23 protein-coding genes are annotated in these 23530 nt (G+C 61.9%); 10 read left to right on the forward strand and 13 right to left on the reverse strand.

Annotated features, from left to right (window positions below; all coding sequences use genetic code 11):
• Nucleotides 1-78: 78 nt before the first annotated feature.
• Nucleotides 79-294 (reverse strand): hypothetical protein, encoded by a 216-nt coding sequence (locus NLM31_RS17190; RefSeq protein WP_254192998.1) that lies wholly within the window; start codon nt 292-294, stop codon nt 79-81.
• A 282-nt stretch (nt 295-576) separates the two neighbouring features.
• Here NLM31_RS17190 and NLM31_RS17195 point away from each other — a divergent pair, with 282 nt between their 5' ends.
• On the forward strand, nt 577-849 hold the full coding sequence (locus tag NLM31_RS17195) for a hypothetical protein (protein ID WP_254130494.1): 273 nt from the start codon (nt 577-579) through the stop codon (nt 847-849).
• Between the two features lie 136 nt (nt 850-985).
• Here the strand turns inward: NLM31_RS17195 and NLM31_RS17200 are convergent, their stop codons facing one another.
• Both NLM31_RS17200 and NLM31_RS43020 read right to left on the reverse strand, forming a co-directional pair.
• Nucleotides 986-1429, reverse strand: coding sequence for a CBS domain-containing protein (locus NLM31_RS17200; protein ID WP_254130495.1), 444 nt, complete (start codon nt 1427-1429; stop codon nt 986-988).
• Nucleotides 1430-1747: 318 nt separating this feature from the next.
• Nucleotides 1748-1984, reverse strand: coding sequence for a DUF1127 domain-containing protein (locus NLM31_RS43020; protein ID WP_254130496.1), 237 nt, complete (start codon nt 1982-1984; stop codon nt 1748-1750).
• 151 nt (nt 1985-2135) lie between these two features.
• Here NLM31_RS43020 and NLM31_RS17205 point away from each other — a divergent pair, with 151 nt between their 5' ends.
• Entirely contained in the window at nt 2136-3713 is a 1578-nt protein-coding gene (locus tag NLM31_RS17205) for a winged helix-turn-helix domain-containing tetratricopeptide repeat protein (RefSeq protein ID WP_254196206.1), read from the forward strand.
• Nucleotides 3714-3853: 140 nt separating this feature from the next.
• Here the strand turns inward: NLM31_RS17205 and NLM31_RS17210 are convergent, their stop codons facing one another.
• The 3 genes from NLM31_RS17210 to NLM31_RS17220 all read right to left on the reverse strand — a co-directional run bounded on the left by NLM31_RS17210 (nt 3854) and on the right by NLM31_RS17220 (nt 5861).
• On the reverse strand, nt 3854-4384 hold the full coding sequence (locus NLM31_RS17210; RefSeq protein ID WP_254192999.1) for a DUF2380 domain-containing protein: 531 nt from the start codon (nt 4382-4384) through the stop codon (nt 3854-3856).
• Nucleotides 4385-4521: 137 nt separating this feature from the next.
• Nucleotides 4522-4971, reverse strand: a complete 450-nt coding sequence (locus tag NLM31_RS17215; protein WP_254193000.1) for a hypothetical protein — start codon at nt 4969-4971, stop codon at nt 4522-4524.
• 290 nt (nt 4972-5261) lie between these two features.
• A complete protein-coding gene (locus NLM31_RS17220; protein ID WP_375143642.1) occupies nt 5262-5861 on the reverse strand; it encodes a DUF2865 domain-containing protein in 600 nt (199 codons plus the stop codon).
• Nucleotides 5862-6442: 581 nt separating this feature from the next.
• Here NLM31_RS17220 and NLM31_RS43430 point away from each other — a divergent pair.
• Together NLM31_RS43430 and NLM31_RS17225 are read left to right on the forward strand one after the other, a co-directional pair.
• Nucleotides 6443-6877 carry a bleomycin resistance protein gene (locus NLM31_RS43430; protein WP_375167490.1) on the forward strand — a complete coding sequence of 145 codons (435 nt, stop codon included), beginning with the start codon at nt 6443-6445 and terminating at the stop codon, nt 6875-6877.
• A gap of 316 nt (nt 6878-7193) precedes the next feature.
• Nucleotides 7194-8369, forward strand: a complete 1176-nt coding sequence (locus NLM31_RS17225) for a succinylglutamate desuccinylase/aspartoacylase family protein (RefSeq protein ID WP_254193001.1) — start codon at nt 7194-7196, stop codon at nt 8367-8369.
• A 247-nt stretch (nt 8370-8616) separates the two neighbouring features.
• Here NLM31_RS17225 and NLM31_RS43025 read toward each other — a convergent pair whose 3' ends face one another.
• Nucleotides 8617-8802 (reverse strand): ABC transporter substrate binding protein, encoded by a 186-nt coding sequence (locus NLM31_RS43025; RefSeq protein WP_256562169.1) that lies wholly within the window; start codon nt 8800-8802, stop codon nt 8617-8619.
• Between the two features lie 114 nt (nt 8803-8916).
• Between NLM31_RS43025 and NLM31_RS17235 the strand changes: the two genes are divergently transcribed.
• Nucleotides 8917-10707 (forward strand): adenylate/guanylate cyclase domain-containing protein, encoded by a 1791-nt coding sequence (locus NLM31_RS17235; RefSeq protein ID WP_254196208.1) that lies wholly within the window; start codon nt 8917-8919, stop codon nt 10705-10707.
• 200 nt (nt 10708-10907) lie between these two features.
• Here NLM31_RS17235 and NLM31_RS17240 read toward each other — a convergent pair whose 3' ends face one another.
• The 6 genes from NLM31_RS17240 to NLM31_RS17265 all read right to left on the reverse strand — a co-directional run bounded on the left by NLM31_RS17240 (nt 10908) and on the right by NLM31_RS17265 (nt 18375).
• The gene (locus NLM31_RS17240; protein WP_254193002.1) at nt 10908-11876 is read right to left on the reverse strand and encodes a polysaccharide deacetylase; all 969 of its coding nucleotides are present in this window, start codon (nt 11874-11876) and stop codon (nt 10908-10910) included.
• A gap of 229 nt (nt 11877-12105) precedes the next feature.
• The gene (locus tag NLM31_RS17245) at nt 12106-13290 is read right to left on the reverse strand and encodes an acyltransferase (protein ID WP_254193003.1); all 1185 of its coding nucleotides are present in this window, start codon (nt 13288-13290) and stop codon (nt 12106-12108) included.
• A 375-nt stretch (nt 13291-13665) separates the two neighbouring features.
• Nucleotides 13666-14379, reverse strand: coding sequence for an ABC transporter ATP-binding protein (locus NLM31_RS17250; protein ID WP_254193004.1), 714 nt, complete (start codon nt 14377-14379; stop codon nt 13666-13668).
• Nucleotides 14376-16145 carry an ATP-binding cassette domain-containing protein gene (locus tag NLM31_RS17255; protein WP_254193005.1) on the reverse strand — a complete coding sequence of 590 codons (1770 nt, stop codon included), beginning with the start codon at nt 16143-16145 and terminating at the stop codon, nt 14376-14378. The genes NLM31_RS17250 and NLM31_RS17255 overlap by 4 nt, the downstream gene beginning before the upstream one ends.
• Nucleotides 16142-17185, reverse strand: a complete 1044-nt coding sequence (locus tag NLM31_RS17260; RefSeq protein ID WP_254130507.1) for a branched-chain amino acid ABC transporter permease — start codon at nt 17183-17185, stop codon at nt 16142-16144. Before NLM31_RS17260 ends, NLM31_RS17255 begins: the two co-directional genes overlap by 4 nt.
• Nucleotides 17186-17226: 41 nt before the next feature.
• Complete coding sequence (locus NLM31_RS17265) at nt 17227-18375, reverse strand: ABC transporter substrate-binding protein (protein ID WP_254193006.1); 1149 nt, start codon at nt 18373-18375, stop codon at nt 17227-17229.
• Nucleotides 18376-19005: 630 nt separating this feature from the next.
• Here NLM31_RS17265 and NLM31_RS17270 point away from each other — a divergent pair.
• Genes NLM31_RS17270 through NLM31_RS17290 form a run of 5 tightly spaced genes read left to right on the forward strand, consistent with a single transcriptional unit; the run spans nt 19006 to nt 23506 of the window.
• A complete protein-coding gene (locus NLM31_RS17270; RefSeq protein ID WP_254130509.1) occupies nt 19006-19788 on the forward strand; it encodes an aspartate/glutamate racemase family protein in 783 nt (260 codons plus the stop codon).
• A gap of 30 nt (nt 19789-19818) precedes the next feature.
• Nucleotides 19819-20247, forward strand: coding sequence for an organic hydroperoxide resistance protein (locus tag NLM31_RS17275; RefSeq protein WP_375167491.1), 429 nt, complete (start codon nt 19819-19821; stop codon nt 20245-20247).
• Nucleotides 20248-20272: 25 nt separating this feature from the next.
• Nucleotides 20273-21451, forward strand: a complete 1179-nt coding sequence (locus tag NLM31_RS17280; protein WP_254130510.1) for a thiolase family protein — start codon at nt 20273-20275, stop codon at nt 21449-21451.
• Nucleotides 21448-22689, forward strand: a complete 1242-nt coding sequence (locus tag NLM31_RS17285) for an SDR family NAD(P)-dependent oxidoreductase (protein WP_254193007.1) — start codon at nt 21448-21450, stop codon at nt 22687-22689. The genes NLM31_RS17280 and NLM31_RS17285 overlap by 4 nt, the downstream gene beginning before the upstream one ends.
• A 34-nt stretch (nt 22690-22723) precedes the next feature.
• On the forward strand, nt 22724-23506 hold the full coding sequence (locus NLM31_RS17290) for a cyclase family protein (protein ID WP_254193008.1): 783 nt from the start codon (nt 22724-22726) through the stop codon (nt 23504-23506).
• Nucleotides 23507-23530 lie beyond the last annotated feature (24 nt).

The following is a 23530-nucleotide window of genomic DNA, read 5'->3' on the forward strand; positions in this document are numbered from 1 at the left end:
GCCGCTACCGCGAGCCAATCGGCCTCGTCGACGAGCACCAACAGCCGAGGTGGAATGCCGCGGAGAGTTTTCGCTGTCTCAAGGCTGCAGGAGTGACAGAAGCCTCTGACGGTCTTGATCGCGCAAACGCTGGCATTCACGCAGCCGCTCCAGCTCCTTTTCGGCCCTCGCAGTACTCTGACCCTCCCTTTTCAAGTCGAGAACCAGCCGCTCCTGTTCTGCAAGCTGGCGCTCACCTGCGACCACATCGCGTTCAACACGGCTCAGTTCGTCATAGATCGAGGTCCTGTCCATCGAAGCACTCCACGTGCTCGATCAACCCGATCGACGTTTTACCGTTCCTCTCGCCTGCCGTTTATTCCCGGTCGATTTGACGCGCCCGCTCAGGGCGTTCGCCGGGCTGCCGCCGGTCGCGAGGTCCGCTTGGGGCCACGAGCCGACCCTGGTCGCGGACGAACAAAGAAGCCGCCGCTGACGGCCAAACAGGGTATAATCCCAGGAAGCCGCGCTCCTTTGGAACGCCGCATCACGGCAATCATTGAGCCGGCGGGCGAAACTCCCTGGAGGAGGAAAGCGATGCGCGCGATTTTGGCCTTGAGCGTTTTGATAAGCCTGTGCGGGTTCGCGAACGCGGGATCTGTGCAGCAAGGGCACCGCCGGCACGCGGCGCCTCATCCCCATCATCAGATGCAGCCATCAGGTCGAACATCCAGTTTTGCCTATGCGCCGCGTCAACGCACCCGGTCCGCCGACCCCTGTGCCAAGCCGGAAGCGTATTTCGGCGCCTGTCAGGGTTACGCGCCGGGCGAAAAGGAGCAATTTCTCGGTAGTGTGCTCAGCCCTTATTGAAATCGTTTTGAGAGGGGTACCTAGCGAATAGCCATTGTCCGCTTCGCGCCAGAAGCTGACGGTCGGCGGGCAGCGCGGCAAGATCAGCTTTGGGCCACAACCGGACATCAGCGGCGACGGCACCGCGGCGCGTCTGTCAGCCCCCGGGGCCGTCCTTCATGATGTAACCCATCAGATCGTCCACGTTGTGCTCCAGATCCCGGATGATGTTCTTGACGACGTCTCCGACCGAGATGACGCCCACGACCTTGCCCGCGTCCAGCACCGGCAGGTGGCGAATACCGCGCGCGGCCATCATCGCCATGCAGGCATCCAGCGGATCGTCCGGCTTGATGGTCACCGGGTTGCCCGTCATCACCTGGCTCACCGGCGTCTGCTTCGCATCGAGCCCGGGCAGCAGCACCTTGATGGCGCAGTCACCCTGGGTCACGATACCGACCAGGATGTCGTCGTCGATGACCAGCACCGACCGGACCCGGTTGTCGCGCATCCGGTGCAAGGCTTCGATGACCATGTCGCCGGAACGGACATGGATCAGGGCGCCACTTTTCTGCGCCAGAGCGCTTTTTGCCGTGCTCATTGGTCCCCCTCGTGGGTCTTGTCCTGCCCCGCCTTGATGCTCCGCATTGAAGGATAGTCGAAATTACGTGCCCCGTCAGCACCGCGCGCGATGCCGCACGGACCCTGAATGGGTGGGGCAGAGTACCCCAGGTTCAAGGGTTCAAGTATTGGCAGCGGCTCAAGGGCTGTTATGGGTCACAATTCGACGCGGCGTCGAGCGCCCTTGGACTTCCGCTAAGACGCTATGTCCCCTGGGGGCCAATAGGCGGAAGTGGCCGCTCACAAACGGGCCGGTCTGTCGTCGTGCTCGCTGAAGGCGTCGCCGATGTTTATCAAGTTAAGCGGAACGAACGCCGGTAGGATCGATAGTCCGGTTTGAGACGACGTAGTCGATCTCTCCGCGTGTAATGCCGATGTCAATCAACTCGCCGTCCGTGAGCTGGCACAACTGGGTTCGCAGCCTCTCGCGTTTGCGCCACTCACAAAACGCATCCCAATATGCTTCAAGCGGGCTGTAATAGGTCCGCCTTGCGGTTGGCGGTCCGAACTCAATGCTCCCGTGGATCGTGCTCATCGAAATTTCTTCCTGGGTTGGGCAATTTCACCCAACGAAATTTGCCAGCACGCTCGTTGGCGTGCTTAACGGCTGGCTTACATTTTTCTCACCGGCAGCTTATTCTTCGTGCCCCTGCGGCTTCGGACGTGATCCGAGAAGGAAGGGCGGTTTGCGTTACCTCTTTGAGGACTACGCATTGGATACCGACCGGCGCGAACTGCACCGCGCGACGGACGTGATTGTTGTCACGCCTCAGGTGTTCGATTTGCTTGAATACCTGATCCGAAACCGGGAGCGCGTGGTCAGCAAGGATGATCTCCTGAACGCCGTTTGGAACGGACGTATCGTTTCCGATGCCGCGCTGACGACCCGCCTGAATGCCGCTCGCAGCGCAATTGGCGACACGGGCGAAAAGCAGCGCCTGATCAGAACACTGCCGAGGAAGGGCTTCCGCTTCATCGGCGCGGTGCATCAAGACGACGGGCGCACCGTTTTGCCGAGTGGTTCGACGGCGGGCGGCGTCGTGACGCCGAACCACACTTTGACGCCGCGTCTTTCCATCGTTGTCCTGCCGTTCGTAAATATCGGCGGTGATCGGGAGCAGGACTACTTCATCGATGGCGTGACCGAGAGCTTGACCACAGACCTGTCACGCATCAACGGAGCGTTTGTGATTGCGCACAGCACCTCGTTAAAGTTCAAGGGCAAAGCCGTCGATGTAACGAAGTTGGGACGTGAGCTGAACGTCCGCTATGTACTCGAAGGGGCGGTGCAGCGCGGCGGCAATCGTCTGCGGATCAATGTGCAATTGATCGACGCCGAAACGCGCGCCCATCTTTGGGCTGATCGGTTCGACAAACCCATGACCGATTTGCTCGAGATGCAGGATGAAATAGTCGCCAGGCTTGCCAACGCGCTGGATGCCCAACTGATTGAGGCGGAGGCGCGGCGCGCTGAGCGATCTCCACATCCTGATGCGGTAGATTTGTGCTTCCAGGGCCGCCATTCGTTGAACAAGGGACGTACGCCCGAGAACATGGCAGAAGCTCGCTGCTTTTTTGAACGCGCGTCGGCACTCGAGCCGGAGAACGTCGAAGCTCTGGTCGGCAAGGCGGAGATCGCTCTCACAACCGCCACCGCCTTCATGGCCGACGATCGGGACGCGCACCTCGCCGCCGCCGAGGCCGCGTTGCTCAAGGTCCTGTCGATGGCTCCGCGCCATGCCCGGGCCCATATGTCGTTCGGCTGGTTGCAATTGTTTACCAGGCGTGCCGTGGAGGCGATTGGCGAATTCGAGCGGGCGCTCGCGCTTGATCGCAATCTGGCCACCGCCCATGCTTTGACCGGATTTGCGAAAGTCTTCATCGGCCGTGGCGCGGAAAGCGAGGCTCACATCCAGCAAGCGTTTCGGCTGTCTCCCCGCGACAGCAGCGCGTACCGCTGGATGCACTGGCTTGGCGTCGTCAAATTGATCCTTGGCGCCGAAGCCGAGGCGGTTGATTGGCTGCGGCGGTGTCTTGAAGCAAACCGCAACTACCCCATTGTGCATTTCCAGCTTGCTGCTGCCCTCGCGCTCGTGGGCTCGCTGGATGAGGCGCGGGCCGCCGTGCGCGCGGGGCTCGCGCTGGATCCAGGCTTCAACATAGGTCGGACGCGAGGGCTCATGCTGAGCCGCGACCCGACATTTCGTGCCGGAAGCAGCCGTATCCGCGATGGCATGCTGATGGCCGGGGTGCCGGAACGATGATGTCGCCTTCGGGTCATGAACTGACGCCCGGCCGGCAGCCCCACAGGGTCACCTAAGGGTCAATAACGGAAGTCGCCGCCTCATTCCGGCTGAGGGCCAAAACCGGACTCACAGGGCCACGCACATGCGCCGCGCGTGGCCTATTGCTGCGATCTGCTTTCAAGCAGCCGGGCGCGGACCTCTTCCGATACAAAGCGCTCCGCCCGCTGCCATGCCTCGTCATTGTCGCCGCGGAACTGGAAGTATTTCCGGAACACGACGCGCTGGGATGTTACATCGATGGCAGCAGTCCTCGCTATCTGCACCAGCGTGCTCATTTTGTGAACGATACCGATGATCAGAATCTGCGTGCCGGCCTGTGACGCCGCGCGCAGCCGATCGCGCAACGCCGGTCCGTCGGTCGGACAATTTGATGCGCAGGGCGACGGCACCAGCTCAAAACGGCGGTCTGCCGTGACGTCGTCCCGCAGCGCGGTCATGAAAGCCCGCAATCGCTCTTCATGCGCGGCCGTCTGATCGGTGGGCTCGTTCGACGTGTCGATGTAAATGAAATCGTCGACGGAGACAGCCAAAGCGTGGTCGGCGGTCGCGGCAGATGCATCTGAGACGAGGTTGGATCCCAGGAATAGACCGGCTGTGGTAACAGCGTGCAGGAGGAAGCCGTGGCGCATGGCGATGACTCCGTCTCCCCTCTACTGAGGCCATCTTAGAAGATCGTTCTTTCTGCCTCCTGTCGAATTAATCCTTGGTAACGCCAGGCGCCCGCCCATGGCAGCGTTCGCAGCGGGTCAAAAGCGCCGCTTTGACTTCACAGCGTTTGAGGCGCGCGGCGGCGGAGATAGGCGCCTGAAACCGACGCAAGGCCCAGCGCATAGAATGCCATCCAGAAAGCAGAGGCGCCGCGCCAGATCACGTTCGGTTCGCGGGTTTGCAATATGGCGAGGACAATACCGATCGCCCACGCGTAAGCGAAGCAGACCCAGAAGATATACTTCAGCAACGAGGGGCACCCAACAAATATCAGCTCCCAAGGATCAATTTCCTCACCCGCACCGCTACGTATCTTTCTTCCTTCCCTTTCCGAAATGTCGATGAGGATGACCGACAAAAAAGCCGGAAAGATTCCCCACGTCAGCACTGGAAACAAGGCATTGTCGCCGAGTTGGACGCTGGTGAATGACACCGCATTTACGACGATGCTGAGTGCCAGCCCGCACGCGGCGTAGAGTATTGCAAACAGCAGTAGCAGCTTGGTCATGGTGGTTCGATGAAAACGCACGAGGCGAACGGCTTTGATGAAACGTCTTATGCGGTATTAGTCGCACCATCCATGATGCGGTTCACCCGGTCCTCTGTCCGATAGGGGTCATCAGCCGAATACACTGTGTCGGCTGCTCTTGGTCCGTTGACGGCCGAGATGCAGACTTCAAAATTGCCTGCTACCGGGGTCGGCTACGGGCCATCAGCGGACATCCACGCCTTGGCAGGCTGCACCCGGCGTTGAATTCGCTTGCGGTCGACCTCTTGTCGTCGGCAACCGCGTGCTCGTCACCTCAGGTTTGACGCGCTGTTTGCCGTCATGCCGGTTCGCGCCGGCGCGGCCACGGGGGCGAAATCCGGAGTTTGGTCGTTGCCAAGTCGTATGCCGCTATAGGCGACGAGCCCGTCGGTGGTGGCCACCGCGTCGCCACGGCGCAGCGAGCCGTCCAGCGCGAGATCAATTGGCGCTAGGCCGCCGGGATTGCGGCCATTGCAGGTGCAGTCGGCACGCAGCGCCTTCCGATACGCAAAGGCGTTCTCGCTGTCCGCATAGCGTTCGCCAGTTGCGGCATAAGCGCTGTCGATGTTGGAGCCGAAGAAGACCTTGGTCGGGCTTGTCGGACAGAAGGCTTGGCACATCTGCGCCGGCGAGGTCGCGCCGCGCATCAGCGGAAAGTATTTGCCGTCGCAGCTGCGCACGCAGAAGGCAGGCCCCGCGCTTGCGACGACCGGCCGCGGCGTCGGCGATTGCGCATTATTGTCATTGCCGAAAGACGAGGTTTGCTGCTGCTTCCGGCCGCCACCGAAGAAGAAGTCAAGCAGCCCCTCAGCCGAACTCATCTCCGGCGCCAGCGCGACGGGGCCAACGATGACGGCAGCAGCAAGCAGGCGGCGAAGCTTGCGCTGAAAAGACCACTGGGTACCTTGCTCCACCCGACGCAAAGAACCTCCTTGCAGCGCTGCGCGCTGCGCTTCCTCAACTCGCATCGTCTGCTACGCTCGCTCTATGGCGGACAGAGGGAAAGAAAAAGGCCAGAGAGCACTTCGCGCGCCACATTCTCCAACCGTCATTCTCGGCCAGTGCGCGTCGAGCACGCACGCAACGCGCGGTCGCGCGACAGTACCTGCGAGAGGATTAAGTCGATGGGTGTGATTGGCTGCCGCGAACGGCTTCGCCGGTATCTCAACCACGAAGTTATGAAACGTCATGTCTGGTGTGGCTCAGAAGCGGCGGTTGAGGCAAGCGTCGCCCGGCGTCCGGTCTACCGCCGGTAGCCGACATCACTACAGGATCGGCAAGGTTCGGCTAAGAGCCAGAAGCAGACTTCAAAATTGCCTGCTACCGGGGTCCGCTATGGGCCAAAAGCGGTCGTCAAGGCGTCCGGTGAATGATATCTGAGTTTCCCGCAGGAGCTGCGTCGTGCCTAAGTGCACTGCATCGACTACGAATGCGGGAGGACTGGCGAGCCATGGAACGATCAACAGATAGATTACCAACTGGGGGCTTTGCCCGGCTCGTCCCTGAGCTAGATGTTTCTGACTTGGGACAGAGCAAGAATTTTTGGTGCAAGATACTTGGTTTCCAGATCGCGTATCAGCGACCAGAAAATCGCTTCGTGTACATCGAGCTACAAGGATCCCAGGTCATGCTGAAACAACAAAATGGCAACTGGGAAACCGGGACTCTGCAAAGACCACTGGGACGCGGGATCAACTTTCAGATGTTCGTCGACTCCGTGGCACCTCTTCTCGATGCACTCAGGCATGAGAAATGGCCTCTCTTCAGAGAGTGTCATGACGCCTGGTATCGGATCGCAGGAGAGGAGCGCGGCAACAGGCAATTCTTGGTCCAAGACCCTGACGGGTACCTCCTGCGTTTCGCAGAGGATTTGGGCAAGAGATAGCCTCCTCGAACGGTCCTTTCGCAGCAGCCGCGTCGAGCGGCCCCTGTCCGCTTCGGGTCAGAAGCGGACGTCGGGCAGGCGCCACTGCACGGTCACTTCGCCTGTCGAACCGGTACCAGGCCGTGAACCCATAAACGCGCCGCGCTGACGCGTTGTCAGATAGCCCGCGCATTGTTGCTATAGCAGCGAACCGACGAAAATCTTGCACCCTGATGAGATCAGTAGCAGACTCGGTGCTCTGCGGTCGCGGGATGTCGCGACCATTATGCGTTTCATTCTCTGATCGAACCATCATAAGAAAAGGAGAATTGACACCATGCCGGACAATTCCGAAAAAGGTCTCGATCGTCGCAACCTCTTGATTGCATCTATCGCTACCGCTGGAGCCTCGGCCGCCTTCGCTGTCAACGCTAACGCTGCTGGCGAAGCGCCGGCTGCGTCGGGGAGGACCGTCTATACCGGCGACGTGATCCAGGGGAAGAAGGTCATCAGCGCGCTGGACGTCAACGACCTTGAGCCCGGGCAGAAGCATCGCTTCTATTTTCAGGGCGTGCAGATGCCTACGGGCAAACACTGGAATGTGTCGGTGGTGGTCGCGAAGGGGGTAAGGCCAGGCAAGCGCGCCCTTCTGATCAGTGGTGTGCACGGCGACGAGATGAGCTCGATCCATACGGTCATGACCGTGATGAACCAGCTCGACCCCAAAAGTATGTCGGGCACGGTGATGGCGGTCACCGATGTGTCTCGCCCCGCCTTGGAAAGCATGCAGCGGCGATGGCCCAACGTGGGGTTGGGTGCCGACCTCATAGACATGAACCGAGTATGGCCGGGAGACGAAAACGGCCCCACCCCGACCAGCCGACATGCGGGGTTGCTGTTCAATCGTCTGTTGCGGCCGAACGCCGACTTCGCCATCGATTTCCACACCGGAGCAACCGGTTTTAGTGCCAGTGCCTTCAATCTCGGCGATATGAATATTCCTGAGGTCAAGGCAATGCTGGAACTCTTTCCGGTTACCCAGATCTTCAATAATCCGGTGTATCCGGTTGTTCTCCATAACGCTCTGATCGACGTGGGCATTCCTGCGTTCTGCTCGGAGATTGGCCCCGCTCGGGTACTCACTCCTGATATGATCGATCTGTTCGTTGAGGGTACGATGAACGTACTCAAACACCACGGTATCGTATCCGGCCCGATGGGCAAGACCGGCAAGGACGTGACTGTTTTCATTGGCAACAGTGGCTTCCCGATTATTGCGACCGAAGCCGGCTTCGTCGAACCTCTGGTTAAGCTTCACGACAGGGTCAGCCCTGGGCAGAAGGTCGCTGTACAGCGCAACAGCTTTGGCGAGATTGTTGCCGAATATATCAGCAGCGTCACGGGGGAGGTCTTTGCACTGCGTACTGACGTGACATCTGAGCCCGGCAATCCTCTGCTGTTTATTCTTTTCGAGAAGCCGACGCGGGAGGGCAAGGAGTCTTATCCCGAGTAGTTCGCCCGAATACGTTTCAGTACGAATCTAACGCCTCGGACCTCCCGTTCCTGGCGACAGAGAAGCCCAAAGCAAACTTTGCGCTCTTGCTCATCTGCGTCGATTTTGCATCAGGAAAGTTTGTTGAACGGAAAGTCCGCAACGGGTCAAAGCCGCGGTTGAGGCAAAGCGTCGCCGGCGTCCGGTCTTCCGCCAACCGACATCACAACAGGATCAGCATGGTTCGGCTAAGGGCCAATAGGCGACATCACTCGATCACCTCATCCGCGCGGCCGATCAGCATCGCTGGGATTTCGAGGCCGAGCGTTTTCGCGGTCCTAAGATTGATGACGAGGGCAAATTTGGTTTGTTGATAGAAGGGGATATCTCGCGGCTCGGCACCTTTGAGAATCCTATCGATGAGGTTGGCGAGGTGGCGAGAAGTGTCTACCAGGAATCCGTCAGTGCAACTGTCGTTTCAAGCCTGACAAGCCAAAATGGCCATTTCTCTCTGAGGTGGTATCGTCCCTAATCCGGAAACATATGTGCCAAGCGAGATTTGTCGATGATGGTGCAAGATCGGCCAGATCGGATCGAGCGCAGGTTATCGGCGATACTGGCGGCCGATGTGTCCGGTTATTCTCGACTCATGCACCATGAAGAGGAGGCCACCCACGCCAAGCTAATGACGCTGTTCGCGCAAGGCGTGAGGCCCGTCATCGCCGAACATGGCGGGCGTGTCGTGAAGAACACTGGCGACGGGTTTTTGGCAGAGTTTCCCAGTGCCGTGGAAGCGGTTCGAGCTGCGATACAATTTCAGGCGCGGGTCCGCCAACTTACCAACGGCGATCCGGAGGACAAGCGCATCGCTTTTCGGGTGGGCGTAAACATTGGTGACGTAATTGTCGAGCCCCACGATATCTTCGGCGACGGCGTCAATATTGCGGCCAGGCTTGAAGCTGTCGCAGAACCGGGCGGCATCTGCATCTCCTCGGCCGCCTACGATCAAATCCAGGGCAAGCTTGATGACAGGTTCACCGATCTAGGCGACCAGAACCTCAAGAACATCGGGCGTCCGGTTCGGGCCTATGCCGTGATCTTGGATGAATTTGGCCCAGGCAAGCTGTCTCAGCGTGTGGCATCAAGCCCATCCTCACCACCTCGCCGTTCCCTTGTTGTGCTGCCCTTCGCAAACCTCAGCCGCGATCCCGAACAGGACTACTTTGTTGATGGTGTGAGCGGGAGTCTCACCACAGACCTGTCGCGGATCAATGGCTCATTTGTCATCGGTCAACACACCGCCTTCACGTACAAGGGAAAGCTGATCGATGTCAGGCAGATTGGTCGCGAGTTGAATGTTCGCTACGCGCTTGAAGGCTCGGTGCAACGTTGCGAAAATCGTCTGCGTGTGAATGTTCAGTTGATCGATGCAAAGACGGGCAATCATCTATGGGCCGACCGCTTCGATAAGCCCATTGCTGACATGCTCGACATGCAGGACGAAATTGTGGCCAGGATTGCCCGTACGTTGGATGCCCAACTCATTGCTGCCGAGGCCCGGCACGCAACAAGAATGCTAAATCCCGATTCCATGGATTTCTATTTCCAAGGCCGCCATTCCCTGAGCAAGGGACTAACACCCGAATACTTGAAAGAAGCTCGCGATTTTTTTGAATTGGCGTTGACAATTGATCCTAGAAATGTCGACGCAATGAGCTGGATGGCGTCGGTCGAGGCTGCGCTAGGACTGTTGTTCTTGACCGACCACCCCCATGAACATCTCACGGCGTCAGAGACCCTGGTACTCAAGGCGCTGCGCCTTGCCCCCGACCACGCCTGGGCTCATTTCACGTTAGCTATGCTACGCATCTGCGCGAATCGGATGGTCCAAGGCGTGGCCGAGTGCCAGCGAGCTTTGGCACTAGACCGCAATTTGGCTGACGCGCACGTGATGATGGGCATCGCCAAATTTTATAGCGGTCGCGGAGCAGATACGGAGTCTTACGTCATCGAGGCACTACGCCTGTCCCCACGCGATATTTTCGCCTTTCATTGGATGAGTACGGCGGGTTTTGCCAAGCTGCAGATCGAAGAAGACGCTGAAGCAGCCGCCTGGTTTGCCCGAGGAATCGAGGCCAACGGAAACTTTTCTAATCTGCATTTTGGGCACGCAGCAGCGCTCGCGCTTCTTGGAAGACTGGACGACGCTCAATTGGCCGCGAAAACAGGGCTTACACTTGATCCAACGTTTACTATCCGTCGCGTCAAAGATGCTCCAGTGCGCGGCGAAGCGGGGTTCGTTACTGGAGCCAAGCGCTTCGTCAAGGGATTGTACATCGCGGGAGTTCCGGAAGGATGATGCCCGCTTCGGGCTGAAAGCGGGCTTTCCCTCACGGTCCGCCGACAGCCCGAGGGCTGTATTCGCGGCATTGGAGATAAACGTCGCTCATAGCCCGTGGGCAAACCTCGTCCAGTTCCTTCCATTCGCAAGCGGCAACAAGCATTTCTCGATGCTGACGCGCGCTATGCGGCCCAGCGGGGCTTTACAATCCAGACGGCCTATTTTGGTTTGATGGCCTTGAGCATCGATTCAGTGTCGGTCAGCCAGACGCTTCCGTCGTTTTTCAACCGTGCCAGCACGCGCCGCATCGCGGCTGCGCCATCGGGGGTGCCAACGACAAAGGGATGGATTCCGATCACCACCGTGGTCGCCTCGCGAGCCGGATCACCGCGCGCTTCCTCGGCGAGCTCGATCACGTAATCGAGCCACAGTTTCTCGATCTCGGTCGATGACTTCATGCGCGACAGATTTTGCCCCATGTCGACGGTAACGACTGGATAGGGCAATAGCATCAGCGGTCCGTTCGGCGTGTCGAGCTGCGATACGATGTCCGAATCCATGCCATCAATGGTGGTGACGCCCGCGGCAGCCATCGCCTGCATTGTGTCGGAATTGGCATAGACGCTCGGGCTCGACCAGCCGGTCGATTTCACGCCCGTCGTCGACGCGATGAGCGCGAGGGTGTCGTTGATGTAGCCTTTCTGCTCATCGAGGCCACGACCGAGTGGCAGCATGTGGCTGGTGTTGTTCATGCCGTGGGCGACGATCGGCGCGTTCGGCTGAAGGCTGCGAAGCTCCTTCCATTCCGACGGATGGGCGCGCGGAAATTCCGCATTCAAGGCGATGCTGAGCGGCACATCCAGATCCCTGAAAAGGCGGGCGACGCGCAGGTTTCCCCAACTCAACGAATATTGGCGGAAGTTTTCGTTGACGAGATCCGGGCTCCGGCCGGCAAGGTCGGGGCGGTAGACCGGTCCCTGGCCAAAGCCGAATTCCTCGACAAAGAGCACGAAACTCACGGCCACTTTCTTGCCGCCGGGCCAGGCGGCGACATGGACGGGGTTGCGTGGAAATTTCGTGATCCAGTCGACCTCCTGCTGCGCCGAAACCGTTGCAGGCATCACGAGCGACAGGACGGCGGCCGTCGCAACGAGCAGTCCGAATTGGCGGGACCGGCATCGCATCATGATCGGCGGCCGTCGGTGGAGATTGGCAAGCGAGGCCTCCCAGGAGTGATCTGTCGGTGCATGATCTCGTCCGTCAATCGCCGCCGGGCGCCGCGGGCCGAGACGCTTTTTCCCCGGACCGGACTTGTCCGAGACGCACGGTCTGAAGGTCGTAGATAGAGCGTTCGGCCTTAAAAAATCGTATTGGACGCGACGGATTTCGTCGCGGCGAACGACCGGCTTGCTCCGGCTACAGGACCTTGCTTGCGCCGGGAATTTGCCGCAGCGCGCGCGTGAGCGCCCAGCTGAATGCGACTGTCAGCACGAAGCCGACGGTCGCCTTGACGATCGCCGGTAGATTGTAATCGAACAGCCAATACTGCAGCCAAAGCGCGATCGGGTAGTGCACCAGGAAGATGCCGAAGGCGTCTGCCTGCATCGGGTCGAGAAGCCTGGCGGTGCCCGATTGCTTGAACCTCTGGAAAAACGCCAGGATGAGAAACATGATGGCGACGCTGAAGACTGTGAAGCAGGCGGCGTAAAGGCCTTCGTACCAGTCCGGCAGCGGCGATGGATTGCCGAGGATTTCCCGCTTGATGTAGATCAGTCCCCAGAGCAGACAGTACGGCACGATCGCGAGCACCATCCACTCCCAGCTGACCTTTGCCATGCGGCCGTCGGCCGCGAGCAGGCCGCGGTCCATATTCGCGACGCCGATACCGGCGCCGAAAAAGAAGTAGCTGGCATAGAGCATCACCCGCCCGAGCTGCACCGAGAATGGCCCAAACTCGAACCAGGTGCTGTGTCCGTAGTGCATCAGCCCGGGAATGTAGAACGCCGCGGTCACGGCCAGCATGACGGCGAAGAAGTCGGCCGGCCGGCGGCGGCCGTGCAGGGAAAGACGATTAAGCGGGTCGAGCAGGTGGGGTCGCAGTCGAAACAGCAGGCACGCCGCCAGGTCGAAGGCGAACAGGACCCAGAGAAACCAGATCGGTCCGCTCGGCCACGGGCCCTTGGTGATCATGTTCCAGTAGTACTCCGAAAAGCCGATTTCGGGGTGTTGTCGGAGCGAGATGGCGTAGTAGGCGAGCGGGATGACCGTGAAGGCGCAGATCAAGAACGGCAGGCCGAGCCGGAGCAAGCGGTCCTGGAGATAGTTGGCCACCCCCTTACGGGCGATGCCGGACCAGGCGAACAGCCCGGACAGGAAAAAGAACATCGCCATGAAGAAACTGTCGGTGGCGAGCACGATCATGTCGAAGCCGAAGAAGTACTTCGGGTCGGTGTGGCCGAAATAGGTGTACGGAATCACGGCATGATGCAGCAACACGACCAGGGTCAGAAACGTACGGGCCCGGTCGATCGCGGGGTTGCGGGACTTCGCCTTGGGAACTGACCGCACATCGGCCGTCATACCAACCTCGAGGGTCGTCATGATTTGCTGCTCCCATCCTCAGAACGGCGCGTTTTGCCCGCCACAGACTACGTCCTGCGCGGGCATGACCTTGACGTGGATCAATGGTAGAGCACGACTGTATCGCTGGCTGCCCGTATGGAGCGCTTCTGCGCACGGACTCAGCTGGCCACATTCGCTGTCCAGACCTGGCCTTCTGTACTGTCGGACCGCCGTCCGCACCCCCGGCGAGCGGCGATGATGGCATCATGCCACTGTTTTGCCCGACGGATCAAGCGGATTTCGCAAAATCAGCAGTTTCCTGCGACTAAACCATTGATGTCGCTGTCACCGGCTACTGTGCATGGGGTTGTTTTCGATAGTCTTGGGGCCGGGCCGCGAAAGCCCGGCCTGATGTCAGTGTCCGCCGAGATAGGCCGTGATCAGCTTGGGATCGTGGATGAGATCCCTGGCGGGGCCGGACTGCACGATCTCGCCGGTCTCGAGCACGTAGCCGTAATCGGCCGTCTCCAGCGCGGCGCGGGCGTTCTGCTCGACCAGCAGGATCGACACGCCGAGATCGCGCAGCGATGCGATGGTGCGAAAGATCTCGCGCACGATCAGCGGCGCGAGGCCGAGGCTCGGTTCGTCCAGCATCAGCAGCTTCGGCTTGGCCATCAGCGCGCGCCCGAGTGCGAGCATCTGGCGCTCGCCGCCGGAGAGGGTGCCGGCGGCCTGGCGTTGCCGCTCCTTCAGACGGGGAAAGCGATCGTAGACCTCGCCCAGCGTCTTCTGGACGCCGGAGCGGTCGCGCAGGCTGTAGGAGCCGAGCAGAAGATTGTCGGCGACCGACATGTCGGAGAACAGCTCGCGCTTTTCCGGGACCAGGCACAGCCGGCGCTCGACGCGATCCTCGACGGACATTTTTCCGATGTCGCCGCCCTGGAAGACCATGCGGCCGCGCGATGCGAGCAGCCCGATGGCCGCCATCAGCAGCGTGGTCTTGCCGGCACCGTTCGGGCCGATGACGGTGACGATCTGGCCTTCTTCGATCGACAGCGAGACGTTGCGGACCGCTTCGACGTTGTCGTAGCAGACGGTCACGTCCGTCATGGAAAACATCCCGCTCACGCGACGCCTCCGAGATAGGCCTCTTGAACCCGTTCGTCGCTGCGGATCGCCGCTGGCGCGCCTTCGCAGAGTTTTGAGCCGAAATCGAGCACCACGATGCGGTCGACCAGCGACATCACGAACTCCATGTCGTGCTCGACGATCAGGATGGTCAGATGGTCCGCCCGCAGCGAGCGAAGCAGCTCCGCAAGCCGCAGCTTCTCCTGGCGGCGCAGGCCTGCCGCCGGCTCGTCCAGCACCAGCAGCGCCGGGTCGGCGGCCAGCGCACGGGCGATCTCCAGGATACGCTGGTTGCCGAGCGGCAGATTGCCTGCGAGCTCGAACGGCTTTTCACCGAGGCCGACGCGCTCGAGCTGCGTCAGGGCCTCGTGCCGCGCGCTGGCCTCCTCACGCTGGTTGAGGCGGAAGGCGCCGGCGAACAGGCCCGTGCCGGTGCGGGCGTAGGTGCCGAGCATCACGTTTTCCAGAAGGCTCATGCGCGGCCGCAGCTTCACGTGCTGGAAGGTCCGCGCGACACCCGCCTTGGCGATGCGGGATTGCGCATCATGCGTAATGGGGCGTCCCGCAAAGACGATCTCGCCCTTGTTGACCCTGAGCGCGCCGGTCAGGCAGTTGAACATCGTGCTCTTGCCGGCGCCGTTCGGGCCGATGACGGCAAGGATCTCGCCGGACCGGACCTCGAAGCTGACATTGTTGACCGCGACCAGCCCGCCGAACCGGCGCTCGGCGCCGTCGACTTTCAGAAGCAGCTCGCCCGGCGTCGGTTGGGGGCGACGCGGCAGCGGCGGCGCAGGCTGCGGCCGCTCGCGTTTGATCTTCGGCAGATAGCGCGCGACGAACGGCACGATGCCCTGCCGCGCCCATTGCAGGAACAGGATGAACAATGCGGAGAAGGCGACGATCTCGAGCTGGCCGGAGGCGCCCTTGGCGATCAGCGGCAGATAGTCCTGCACGCTGTTCTTTAGCAGGGTGACGACGGCGGCACCCACGACGCCGCCGAGCAGGCTACCGGCGCCGCCGACCATCGACATCATCAGATATTCGATGCCCATGCCTGCATCGAACGGGCCCGGGCTGATGAAGCGGCTCATATGGGCGTAGAGCCAGCCCGAGAGCGAAGCCAGAAAGGCCGCGATCACGAAGGTCACGAGCTTGATCCGGAAGGCGTTGATGCCGAGGCTCTCGACCAGCGTATTGCCGCCGCGCAGCGCGCGCATGGCGCGACCGAGCCTGGAGTCCAGCAGATTGTATCCGAGCAGGAGGACGGCCGCGACGATGCCCCAGATCAGGAAGTAGATCTGCGCGCTCGACACCAGCGCGAGCGATCCGATGCTGATCGGCGGGATCGACGAGATGCCGTTGAAGCGGCCGAGTCCCTCGACATTGCCGAACAGGAAGCCGATGGCGAGACCCCAGGCGACGGTCGAGAGCGAGAGGAAATGGCCCTGGAGCCGCAAGGTGACGACGCCGAGGATGGCTGCGACGCAACAGGTCAGCGCCACGCCGAACAGGAGGCCGAGCCACGGGGAGTATCCGTTCAATGCGGAGACCCAGGCGGTCGCATAGGCCGCGACGCCCACGAACGCCGCCTGTCCGAACGACACGATGCCGCCGACGCCGGTGAGCAGCGCAAGGCCGATGGCGACCAGCGAGTAGATGCCGATATAGTTCATCAACGTGATGCTGAACGGGCTCAGCACGAGAGGGGCGAGCGCGAGGCACACCACTGCCGCCACCGCAGCAAGCTGAACGTGAAGGCGCGTCATTCCTCGATCTCCTCCTCGGAATGCAGCGAGGCGAGGGATCGCCAGATCAGGATCGGGATCAGCAGCGAGAACACGATGACGTCCTTCAGCGCGCTGCTCTCGAAGGATGCGAAGCTCTCGAGGATGCCGACGCCGACGGCGCCGATCGCAGCCCCGGGATAGCTGGTCATGCCGCCGACGATGGCGCCGACGAAGGCCTTGAGGCCGATCAGAAAGCCGGAATCGTAGAACACCGTGTTGACCGGCGCGATCAGGATTCCGGATACGCCCGCCATCAGCGATCCCAGCAGATAGGCGATCGTGCCGGCGCGGGCGGGCCGTATCCCCATCAGGCGGGAGCCGGTCCGGTTCACGGCCGTGGCGCGCAGCGATTTTCCGACCAGCGTAAAGTCGAAGAAGAGATAGAGCAGGCCGCTGAAAACGAGGGCTGCAATCACGATCAGCATGGTCTGGCCCGAGACCAGCACGCCGGCGAACTCGGTCGAGAACGACGTCAGCGGTTCGGTTCTGACGCCTTCGGGGCCGAAGAAGAGCAGGCCGAGGCCCACCAGCGCGAAATGCAGCGCGACGGAGACCGTCAGCAGCAACAGCACCGTTCCGTCCGCGATGGGGCGGAAGACGATCCGGTCCAGAAGCGGCGCGATCGGCGTGATCAGCATCAGCGCAAGCACGAGCCTGACGGCAAGCGGCGGCTCGGCGCGCATCGTCAGCCAGGCGAGGCCGACGACGGCGAGCGGAAGTACGAGATAAAAAAGGAGGGCACGCGGCAGCAGGCGAAGCTCGCCGGAGCGCAGCAGCGAGATGATCTCGATCAGGGTCGCGAGGCCGGCCAGGATGACGACGAGTGCGCCGGTTCCGGGAAAGCGCTTCGCATCGAGGGCCGCCAGCGTCAGGGCCGTGAATGCGGCGATGTCGCCAAAAGGAATGAAGATGACCCGTGTCACCGTGAAGATGAGGACGGTCCCGATCGCCACCAGCGCATAGACTGCGCCGGTGGCGATCCCGTCGATCCCAAGGATGGCTGCGATGTCGCTCGTCATTGAGACGCCGTTGCTCCTTCTGGCTGCCTGCCGCCGTCCGGCTACGGCGCGTACTTCCAGGCGCCGCCGGTCAGGCGCACGACGACGAGCGAGCGCTCGTCGACGCCGGTCACGGAACCTGGCTTGAAGTTATAGACGGCATGGACGCCCGGCAGCTCCTTGGTGCTGAGGATCGCGTCCCGCAGCGCGGTGCGGAATTCCGCCGTTCCGGGCTTCGCGGTCTTGAGCGCGCGCTCCGCCGCGTTGGCGAAAATCAGCCAGGCGTCGAAGGAGTAGGCGGAGAAGCCGTCGGTGGTCGGAATGTTGTGGGTCTTCTGGTAGACGCTGCGGAAATCCAGCGCGATCTTCTTGGCGAAGTGCTCGTCGGGCAGTTGCTCGGCGACGATGACGGGACCGGCGGAGACCTGAATGCCGTCGGCCGCCTTGCCGCCGACATTGACGAAGTCCGGATTGACCAGCGCCACTGTGCCGTAGGTGTTGCCCTTGAAGCCGCGGTCGGCGAGGCTAAGCAGAGGCAGCGCGCCTTGCGTCCCCGAGCCGCCGTCCAGTACGGCATCCGGCCGCGCGGCAAGCACCTTCAGGATCTGCGCGGTGACCGAGGTGTCGGTGCGGGCATATCGCTCGTTGCTCTGGATCTTGATGTCGCCGGCGGCTTCGGCTGCCTTGGCGCCGTTATAGACGAGGTCGCCCCATGCGTCGGAGAAGCCGATATAGCCGATATTCTTCATGCCATCGCGCTTCATGCGATCGGCGACGATCTTGACGAGCAGGGACGCCGGCTGCGGCACCGACACCACCCACTGCTCGGGCGTTTCCGGCAGCTTGCCGATCGGCGAGACCGCGATCATCGGCACCTTCAGCTCGCTCGCCACCGCCGCCATGGCGATGGTCGACGGTGCCGTCGCGGTGCCGATCAGGAGGTCCACCTTCTCCTCTTCCACCAGCTTGCGCGCGTTGCGGGTCGCTGCCGACGGGTCGGAGCCGTCGTCGAGCTGGATCAGGCGAATGGTTTCGCCATTGATGGTCTTCTTGTACTCATAGGCCGCATTGATGCCGCGCCCATAGGGGATTCCGATCGACGATCCGTTGCCGCTGAGCGAGGTGACGAAGCCGATGGTGATATCGGCCTGTGCAGCCGGAGCGGCGAAGATTCCGGCGACAAGTGCAAATAGGCTCAGAGTCTTGCGCATATGCGTTCTCCTCCGTTGGTGCTGGATAGGAATGCCTCGAAGCCGCCGCGCGGGGAGCCCGAGCGACGAACGAACCGGTTGAAAGCATTGCTGCGGCGCCGAAATCCGGGCGCGATCGATAGAGAGTCTGCTCGGCCGCGCGTCAGCAGCCATGGCGGTGCTTGTTGCTCGAACAACGGGCCCATCGGCAAATGCGGGCAGGCCCTTTCTGGAGCGATGAAAGGCCAATGACGCGGCCGCGATCCGCGGCCGGCGATGCTGCCACTGCCGGCTGTTCGAGCACGGCGACTGTCCACACGATTGAGTCTCTCAAAATCGGTGCCCTGCAACATCATTGTCATGGCCACCGGTCCTTGACCGGCGAGGAATTACTTAAAGCCTAAAGTATTGCCGGTGGCGTCGTCAACACGTGTCACGGGGCTGTCAGAAAAAAATGTTGCTGCATACAATTTCGTCAGTGTGCGGCGCTTCCTCGCGGATCGAATGAACGAAAACGCCGTGCTCGCCTTGCCGCGACGGTGCCGGTCGCCAGCGCCGCCGCACGCATTTGACGGGTGAATTAGTTTATGGTTGAAATATTCATCGGCAGCCGACGACCGATCCTCCGACCACCGCTTGAGGAGAAGGACGATGCGCATCTTCTGGCAGAGCTTTGTTGATGCGAGCGTGAACGCGCCCTACATGGCGCGGCTGTCGGAATACCTGAACAACATCGCTGCATCAGGCACGACGGTTCATGTCGAGGGCATTACGCCGCCGGACCGGGAGTTCGGACGGCTTGCGGAATTGCGCTGCGCCGTCCAGGCGATCGATAACGGCATCGCGGCCGAGGAGGGCGGGTTCGACGCCTTTGTCATGGGGCATTTCCAGGATCCCGGACTCTACGAGCTGCGCTCGGCGCTCGACATTCCCGTGATCGGGACCGGCGAGGCGACGTTGCTGGCGGCCTCGCAGCTCGGCCGGCGGCTCGGCCTTGTAACGCTCGATCCCGTCTTCGAGGTCTGGCACTACGAGCAGGCCGAGCGCTACGGCCTCCGTGATCGCGTGGTCCATGTGACCGGTCTTGGCTGCAAGCCGGAGGATTTCGCCGATGCGTTCGCCGGAGACGAGGCCGCGCAAGCCCGCATGATCGAGGATTTTGTCGCGTGCGCTCTTCCGCTGGTCGAGCGCGGTGCGGACGTCGTGATCCCGGCCGGCGTGCTGCCAGGCCTCCTGATCGGGAAGGAGCATGGCCTGAAGGTCGGCCACGCGCCGGTGGTCAATTGTGCGGCGGTGGCGCTGAAGAGTGCCGAGATGTGGGTCCAGCTCCGGCGGCTCAATGGCACCGAGCCCAGCCGCGGGCCGAGCTTCAAGCGCGCCAGCGCCCAGGCGCGGGCGGATTTCCGCGCGTTGCTCGCCCGTAACGACCGTTAGTCCTGCCAGATTGTTCTTGGAGACCAAGCCATGATGACCCCCGAAAAGATCCTGTACGAGACCGAGGTGACGGCGACCGGCGGTCGGGACGGCAAGGCCGCCAGCGCCGACGGTCTTTTGTCGGTGTCGCTGTCCTTGCCGAAATCGATGGGCGGCACCGGCGGCGAAGGAACCAATCCCGAGCAGCTCTTTGCGGCCGGCTATGCCGCGTGCTTCCTCGGCGCGGTCAAGCTCGTCGCGCGGACGCGGAAGGTGGTGCCGTCTGCCGAGCCTTCGGTGACTGCGAAGGTCGCGATGGGGCCGGTCCCCGTCGGATATGCGCTGGCTGTCGAGCTGAAAGTCAATCTGCCCGGTGTCGAGAAATCGGTGGCCGAAGAGGTCGTCGCCGGCGCGCATGAGCGCTGCCCCTATTCGAACGCAACCCGTGGCAATATTGACGTGAAATTGACGGTGGTTTGAGGCGAATGAACGAGGCGGGCCGACGGTGACCAATACCTTACGCACACCGTATGATGGCGTCGTGATCGCGACGCCCGTCACGATTCCCTATGTGCGCTACTCCATCGAAAGCGCGCAATGGTGGATCGGCCGAGCGCTCAGCGCGCTCGTCGCGCAGGCCGGCATCAAGGCGTCCGATATCGATGGTCTGTGCGTCTCCAGCTTCACCATGGGCACTGACAGCGGGGTCGGGCTGACGCAGCATTTCGGTCTGTGCGTGCGGTGGCTGGATACGATCCCGCTCGGTGGCGCCAGCGCCATCGCCGGCTTACGAAAGGCTGCGCGCGCGGTTCAGGCCCATGACGCCGACATCGTGGCCTGCGTGGCAGGCGACACCAACCACGTCGATTCCTTCAGGCTGACGCTCGAGAACTTTTCGCGCTTCAATCAGGATGCCGTCTACCCCTACGGCGCAGGCGGCGCCAATTCGAGCTTCGCGCTGATCGCGCGCAACTACATGCGGACTTTCGGCGTTACGCGCGAGGACGTCGGCAGGATCGCGGTCGCCCAACGCGCGAATGCCTTGCGCAACCCGCATGCGCTGATGAAGACGCCGCTGACGCTCGAGCAATATCTCGCGGCACGGCCGATTTCTGATCCGATCCACCTGTTCGATTGCGTGATGCCCTGCGCCGGTGCGGAAGCGTTTCTCGTCATGCGCGAAGAGACAGCGGCCTCGCTGAGGCTCCCGGCCGCGCGACTTCTGTCGACGATCGAACGGCACAATGCCTTCGCCGACGATCCGATGCAGGTGCGGGGCGGTTGGGCGATGGACATCGGCGAGCTCTATGCAATGGCCGGTGTGAAGCCCGATGATCTCGACGTCGTGCAGACCTATGACGACTATCCCGTCATCACGATGATGCAGTTCGAGGATCTCGGCTTCTGCAAGAAGGGGGAGGGGGCCGAGTTCGTGCGCCAGCACGATCTGACCATCGGCGGTGACTTTCCGCACAACACGTCGGGCGGACAGCTTTCGGCCGGGCAGGCCGGTGCTGCCGGCGCCTATCTCGGTCTCGTCGAAGGATTGCGGCAGGTTCTGGGGACTGCGGGCCCTACCCAGGTCGGGAATGCAAGCCTCGCCTTGGCGTCCGGGTTCGGTATGATCAACTATGACCGCGGTCTGGCCTCGGGCGCCGCGATCCTTGCAGGGCCCTCGCGATGATAGAGCCGATCAAGCCGCCCCGGCGCAAGAACCCGCTGTTGCGAACGCGACTGCCGGCCTCGCCACCGCGACCGCGCAGCAGGACGTCGCATGGGTTCACGCGGGCGGCCGCCGAAGGCCGCTTCATGCTGCAACGCTGCGAGGCTTGTGGCTCCTTTGCTTATCCCGCGCGGGAGGCATGCCCGTCTTGCCTGTCGTCCGGCCTCGCCTTCGTCGACGCGCCCCGTCGTGGCATGCTGCTCGCCGAGACGACCGCGCGGGTGCCGAGTGACGTCTACTTCCGCGAACGGGCGCCGTGGCGGATCGGCCTCGTCAGGATGGATTGCGGTCCGACGATCGTGACCCATCTTCATGCCGACTGCGCCGAGGGCGCTGCCGTCCGCATGTCGTTTCAACTCGACAAGAGCGGCCAGGCGGTGGCCTTTGCCCATCCCGAAGGGGAGACTCCCAACATGGCAGACGACAAGCAGTGGCGGGAAATGACGGCCGATCCGAAATTCCGACGCGTGCTCGTGACCAACGGCCGCAGCGTGATCGGCCAGGAAGCCGTCGCGGCCTTGAAGACCGCGGGCGCCAAGACGGTGTTCGTCGGCATTGCCGAACCGTGGCGTCCGTTCGCCGGCGAAAACCTGCTTCGCGGTCAGGACGGAATCGAGATCGTGACCCTCGACGCGGCCGACGAAAAATCGGCCACTGATCTCGCGGCCGACATCGGCGGCAAGGTCGATATCCTCGTCAACACGACAGAATATGTGCGACCGGGCGGACTGCTCGACCGCAGGGGCACGAGCATCGCACGCGACGAGATCGATCAGGCCTATCTCGGCTTTATCAACCTCGCGCAGGCCTTTGGACCCGCCATGCGGATGCGCGGCGCCGACGGCATCAGCAACAGCGCCGCCTGGGTCAACATTCTCTCGGTCTATGCGTTGGCGAGTTGGCCTGCCTTTGGTGCCTACTCAGCCTCGCAAGCGGCGTGCCTGTCGCTCTCGCACTGCCTTCGTGCCGAGCTCAGGCCCGGCGGCGTCAGGGTGATGAATCTTTTCACCGGGCCCGTTGACACCGAATGGTTCCAGACCGTGCCCCCGCCAAAGGTCGCACCGCGCGCAGTCGCGCAGGCGATCGTGTCGGGGCTCAAAGGTGGCCTCGAGGAGATGTATGTCGGAGATGTCGCCGAAGAGATCCGGCAGCGTCTCGCTGCCAATCCAAAAGCGCTCGAACGAGAGCTCGACAGGTGAAATCGGAATTTCAACCAAGCTGGAGGACGTGACGATGCAAAGCAAGAATCTCCTGGAGCTGGCGGGTGCGATTTCTTCCGGCGCGGTGCGCGTCGTCGATCTGACCTTTACGCTCAGTCCGGATTTTCCGGTCATCGTGCTGCCGCCGGAGTTCGGCCAGGCGGCGCCGGTCCGCATCCAGGAAATCTCGCGATACGACGGTCGCGGCCCGGCCTGGTACTGGAACAATGTCACCTTCGGCGAACATACCGGCACGCATTTCGATGCGCCGATCCACTGGTTCACCGGCAAGGACCTGCCGAACAATGCCGTCGACACGATGCCGGCCAAGGACATGATCGCGCCGGCCTGTGTCATCGACTGCTCGGCGCAGGCGGCCCAGGATCCCGATTTCCTGCTGACGGTTCCACTCGTCGAGGCCTGGGAGGCGAAACACGGCCGCATCCCAGAGCGGAACTGGGTGCTGCTGCGAACCGATTGGTCGAAGAAGGGTTGGCGCGACTACGCCAATCTCAGGGATGACGGCGCGCACACGCCGGGCCCGAACGCGGCCGTCATGAAGTGGCTGGTGGAAGAGCGCGGCGTCATCGGATTCGGCACCGAGACCATCGGTACGGATGCAGGGCAGGCCGGGCATTTCGAGCCGCCTTATCCGGCGCATCACTTCCTGCACGGCGCTGGCCGTTACGGCCTGCAATGCCTTTGCAATTTGGATCAGCTTCCGGCCACCGGCGCCATCATCGTCGCCTCGCCGCTGAAGATCCAGAACGGCTCCGGCAGTCCGCTTCGCGTCATCGCGCTGGTCTCGTCAAACTGAAGTGAATTCATGGCGCTTGCCAAT

This window comes from Bradyrhizobium sp. CCGUVB4N, from assembly GCF_024199945.1.
Classification (GTDB): Bacteria; Pseudomonadota; Alphaproteobacteria; order Rhizobiales; family Xanthobacteraceae; genus Bradyrhizobium.

Bases quoted from the DNA above. Each gene is read 5' to 3' on its own strand.
- NLM31_RS17190 (WP_254192998.1), bottom strand. From the start codon at position 294: ATGGACAGGACCTCGATCTATGACGAACTGAGCCGTGTTGAACGCGAT.
- NLM31_RS17195 (WP_254130494.1), top strand. From the start codon at position 577: ATGCGCGCGATTTTGGCCTTGAGCGTTTTGATAAGCCTGTGCGGGTTC.
- NLM31_RS17200 (WP_254130495.1), bottom strand. From the start codon at position 1,429: ATGAGCACGGCAAAAAGCGCTCTGGCGCAGAAAAGTGGCGCCCTGATC.
- NLM31_RS43020 (WP_254130496.1), bottom strand. From the start codon at position 1,984: ATGAGCACGATCCACGGGAGCATTGAGTTCGGACCGCCAACCGCAAGG.
- NLM31_RS17210 (WP_254192999.1), bottom strand. From the start codon at position 4,384: ATGCGCCACGGCTTCCTCCTGCACGCTGTTACCACAGCCGGTCTATTC.
- NLM31_RS17215 (WP_254193000.1), bottom strand. From the start codon at position 4,971: ATGACCAAGCTGCTACTGCTGTTTGCAATACTCTACGCCGCGTGCGGG.
- NLM31_RS43430 (WP_375167490.1), top strand. From the start codon at position 6,443: ATGGAACGATCAACAGATAGATTACCAACTGGGGGCTTTGCCCGGCTC.
- NLM31_RS17225 (WP_254193001.1), top strand. From the start codon at position 7,194: ATGCCGGACAATTCCGAAAAAGGTCTCGATCGTCGCAACCTCTTGATT.
- NLM31_RS17235 (WP_254196208.1), top strand. From the start codon at position 8,917: ATGGTGCAAGATCGGCCAGATCGGATCGAGCGCAGGTTATCGGCGATA.
- NLM31_RS17240 (WP_254193002.1), bottom strand. From the start codon at position 11,876: ATGATGCGATGCCGGTCCCGCCAATTCGGACTGCTCGTTGCGACGGCC.
- NLM31_RS17245 (WP_254193003.1), bottom strand. From the start codon at position 13,290: ATGACGACCCTCGAGGTTGGTATGACGGCCGATGTGCGGTCAGTTCCC.
- NLM31_RS17255 (WP_254193005.1), bottom strand. From the start codon at position 16,145: ATGACGCGCCTTCACGTTCAGCTTGCTGCGGTGGCGGCAGTGGTGTGC.
- NLM31_RS17260 (WP_254130507.1), bottom strand. From the start codon at position 17,185: ATGACGAGCGACATCGCAGCCATCCTTGGGATCGACGGGATCGCCACC.
- NLM31_RS17265 (WP_254193006.1), bottom strand. From the start codon at position 18,375: ATGCGCAAGACTCTGAGCCTATTTGCACTTGTCGCCGGAATCTTCGCC.
- NLM31_RS17270 (WP_254130509.1), top strand. From the start codon at position 19,006: ATGCGCATCTTCTGGCAGAGCTTTGTTGATGCGAGCGTGAACGCGCCC.
- NLM31_RS17275 (WP_375167491.1), top strand. From the start codon at position 19,819: ATGATGACCCCCGAAAAGATCCTGTACGAGACCGAGGTGACGGCGACC.
- NLM31_RS17285 (WP_254193007.1), top strand. From the start codon at position 21,448: ATGATAGAGCCGATCAAGCCGCCCCGGCGCAAGAACCCGCTGTTGCGA.
- NLM31_RS17290 (WP_254193008.1), top strand. From the start codon at position 22,724: ATGCAAAGCAAGAATCTCCTGGAGCTGGCGGGTGCGATTTCTTCCGGC.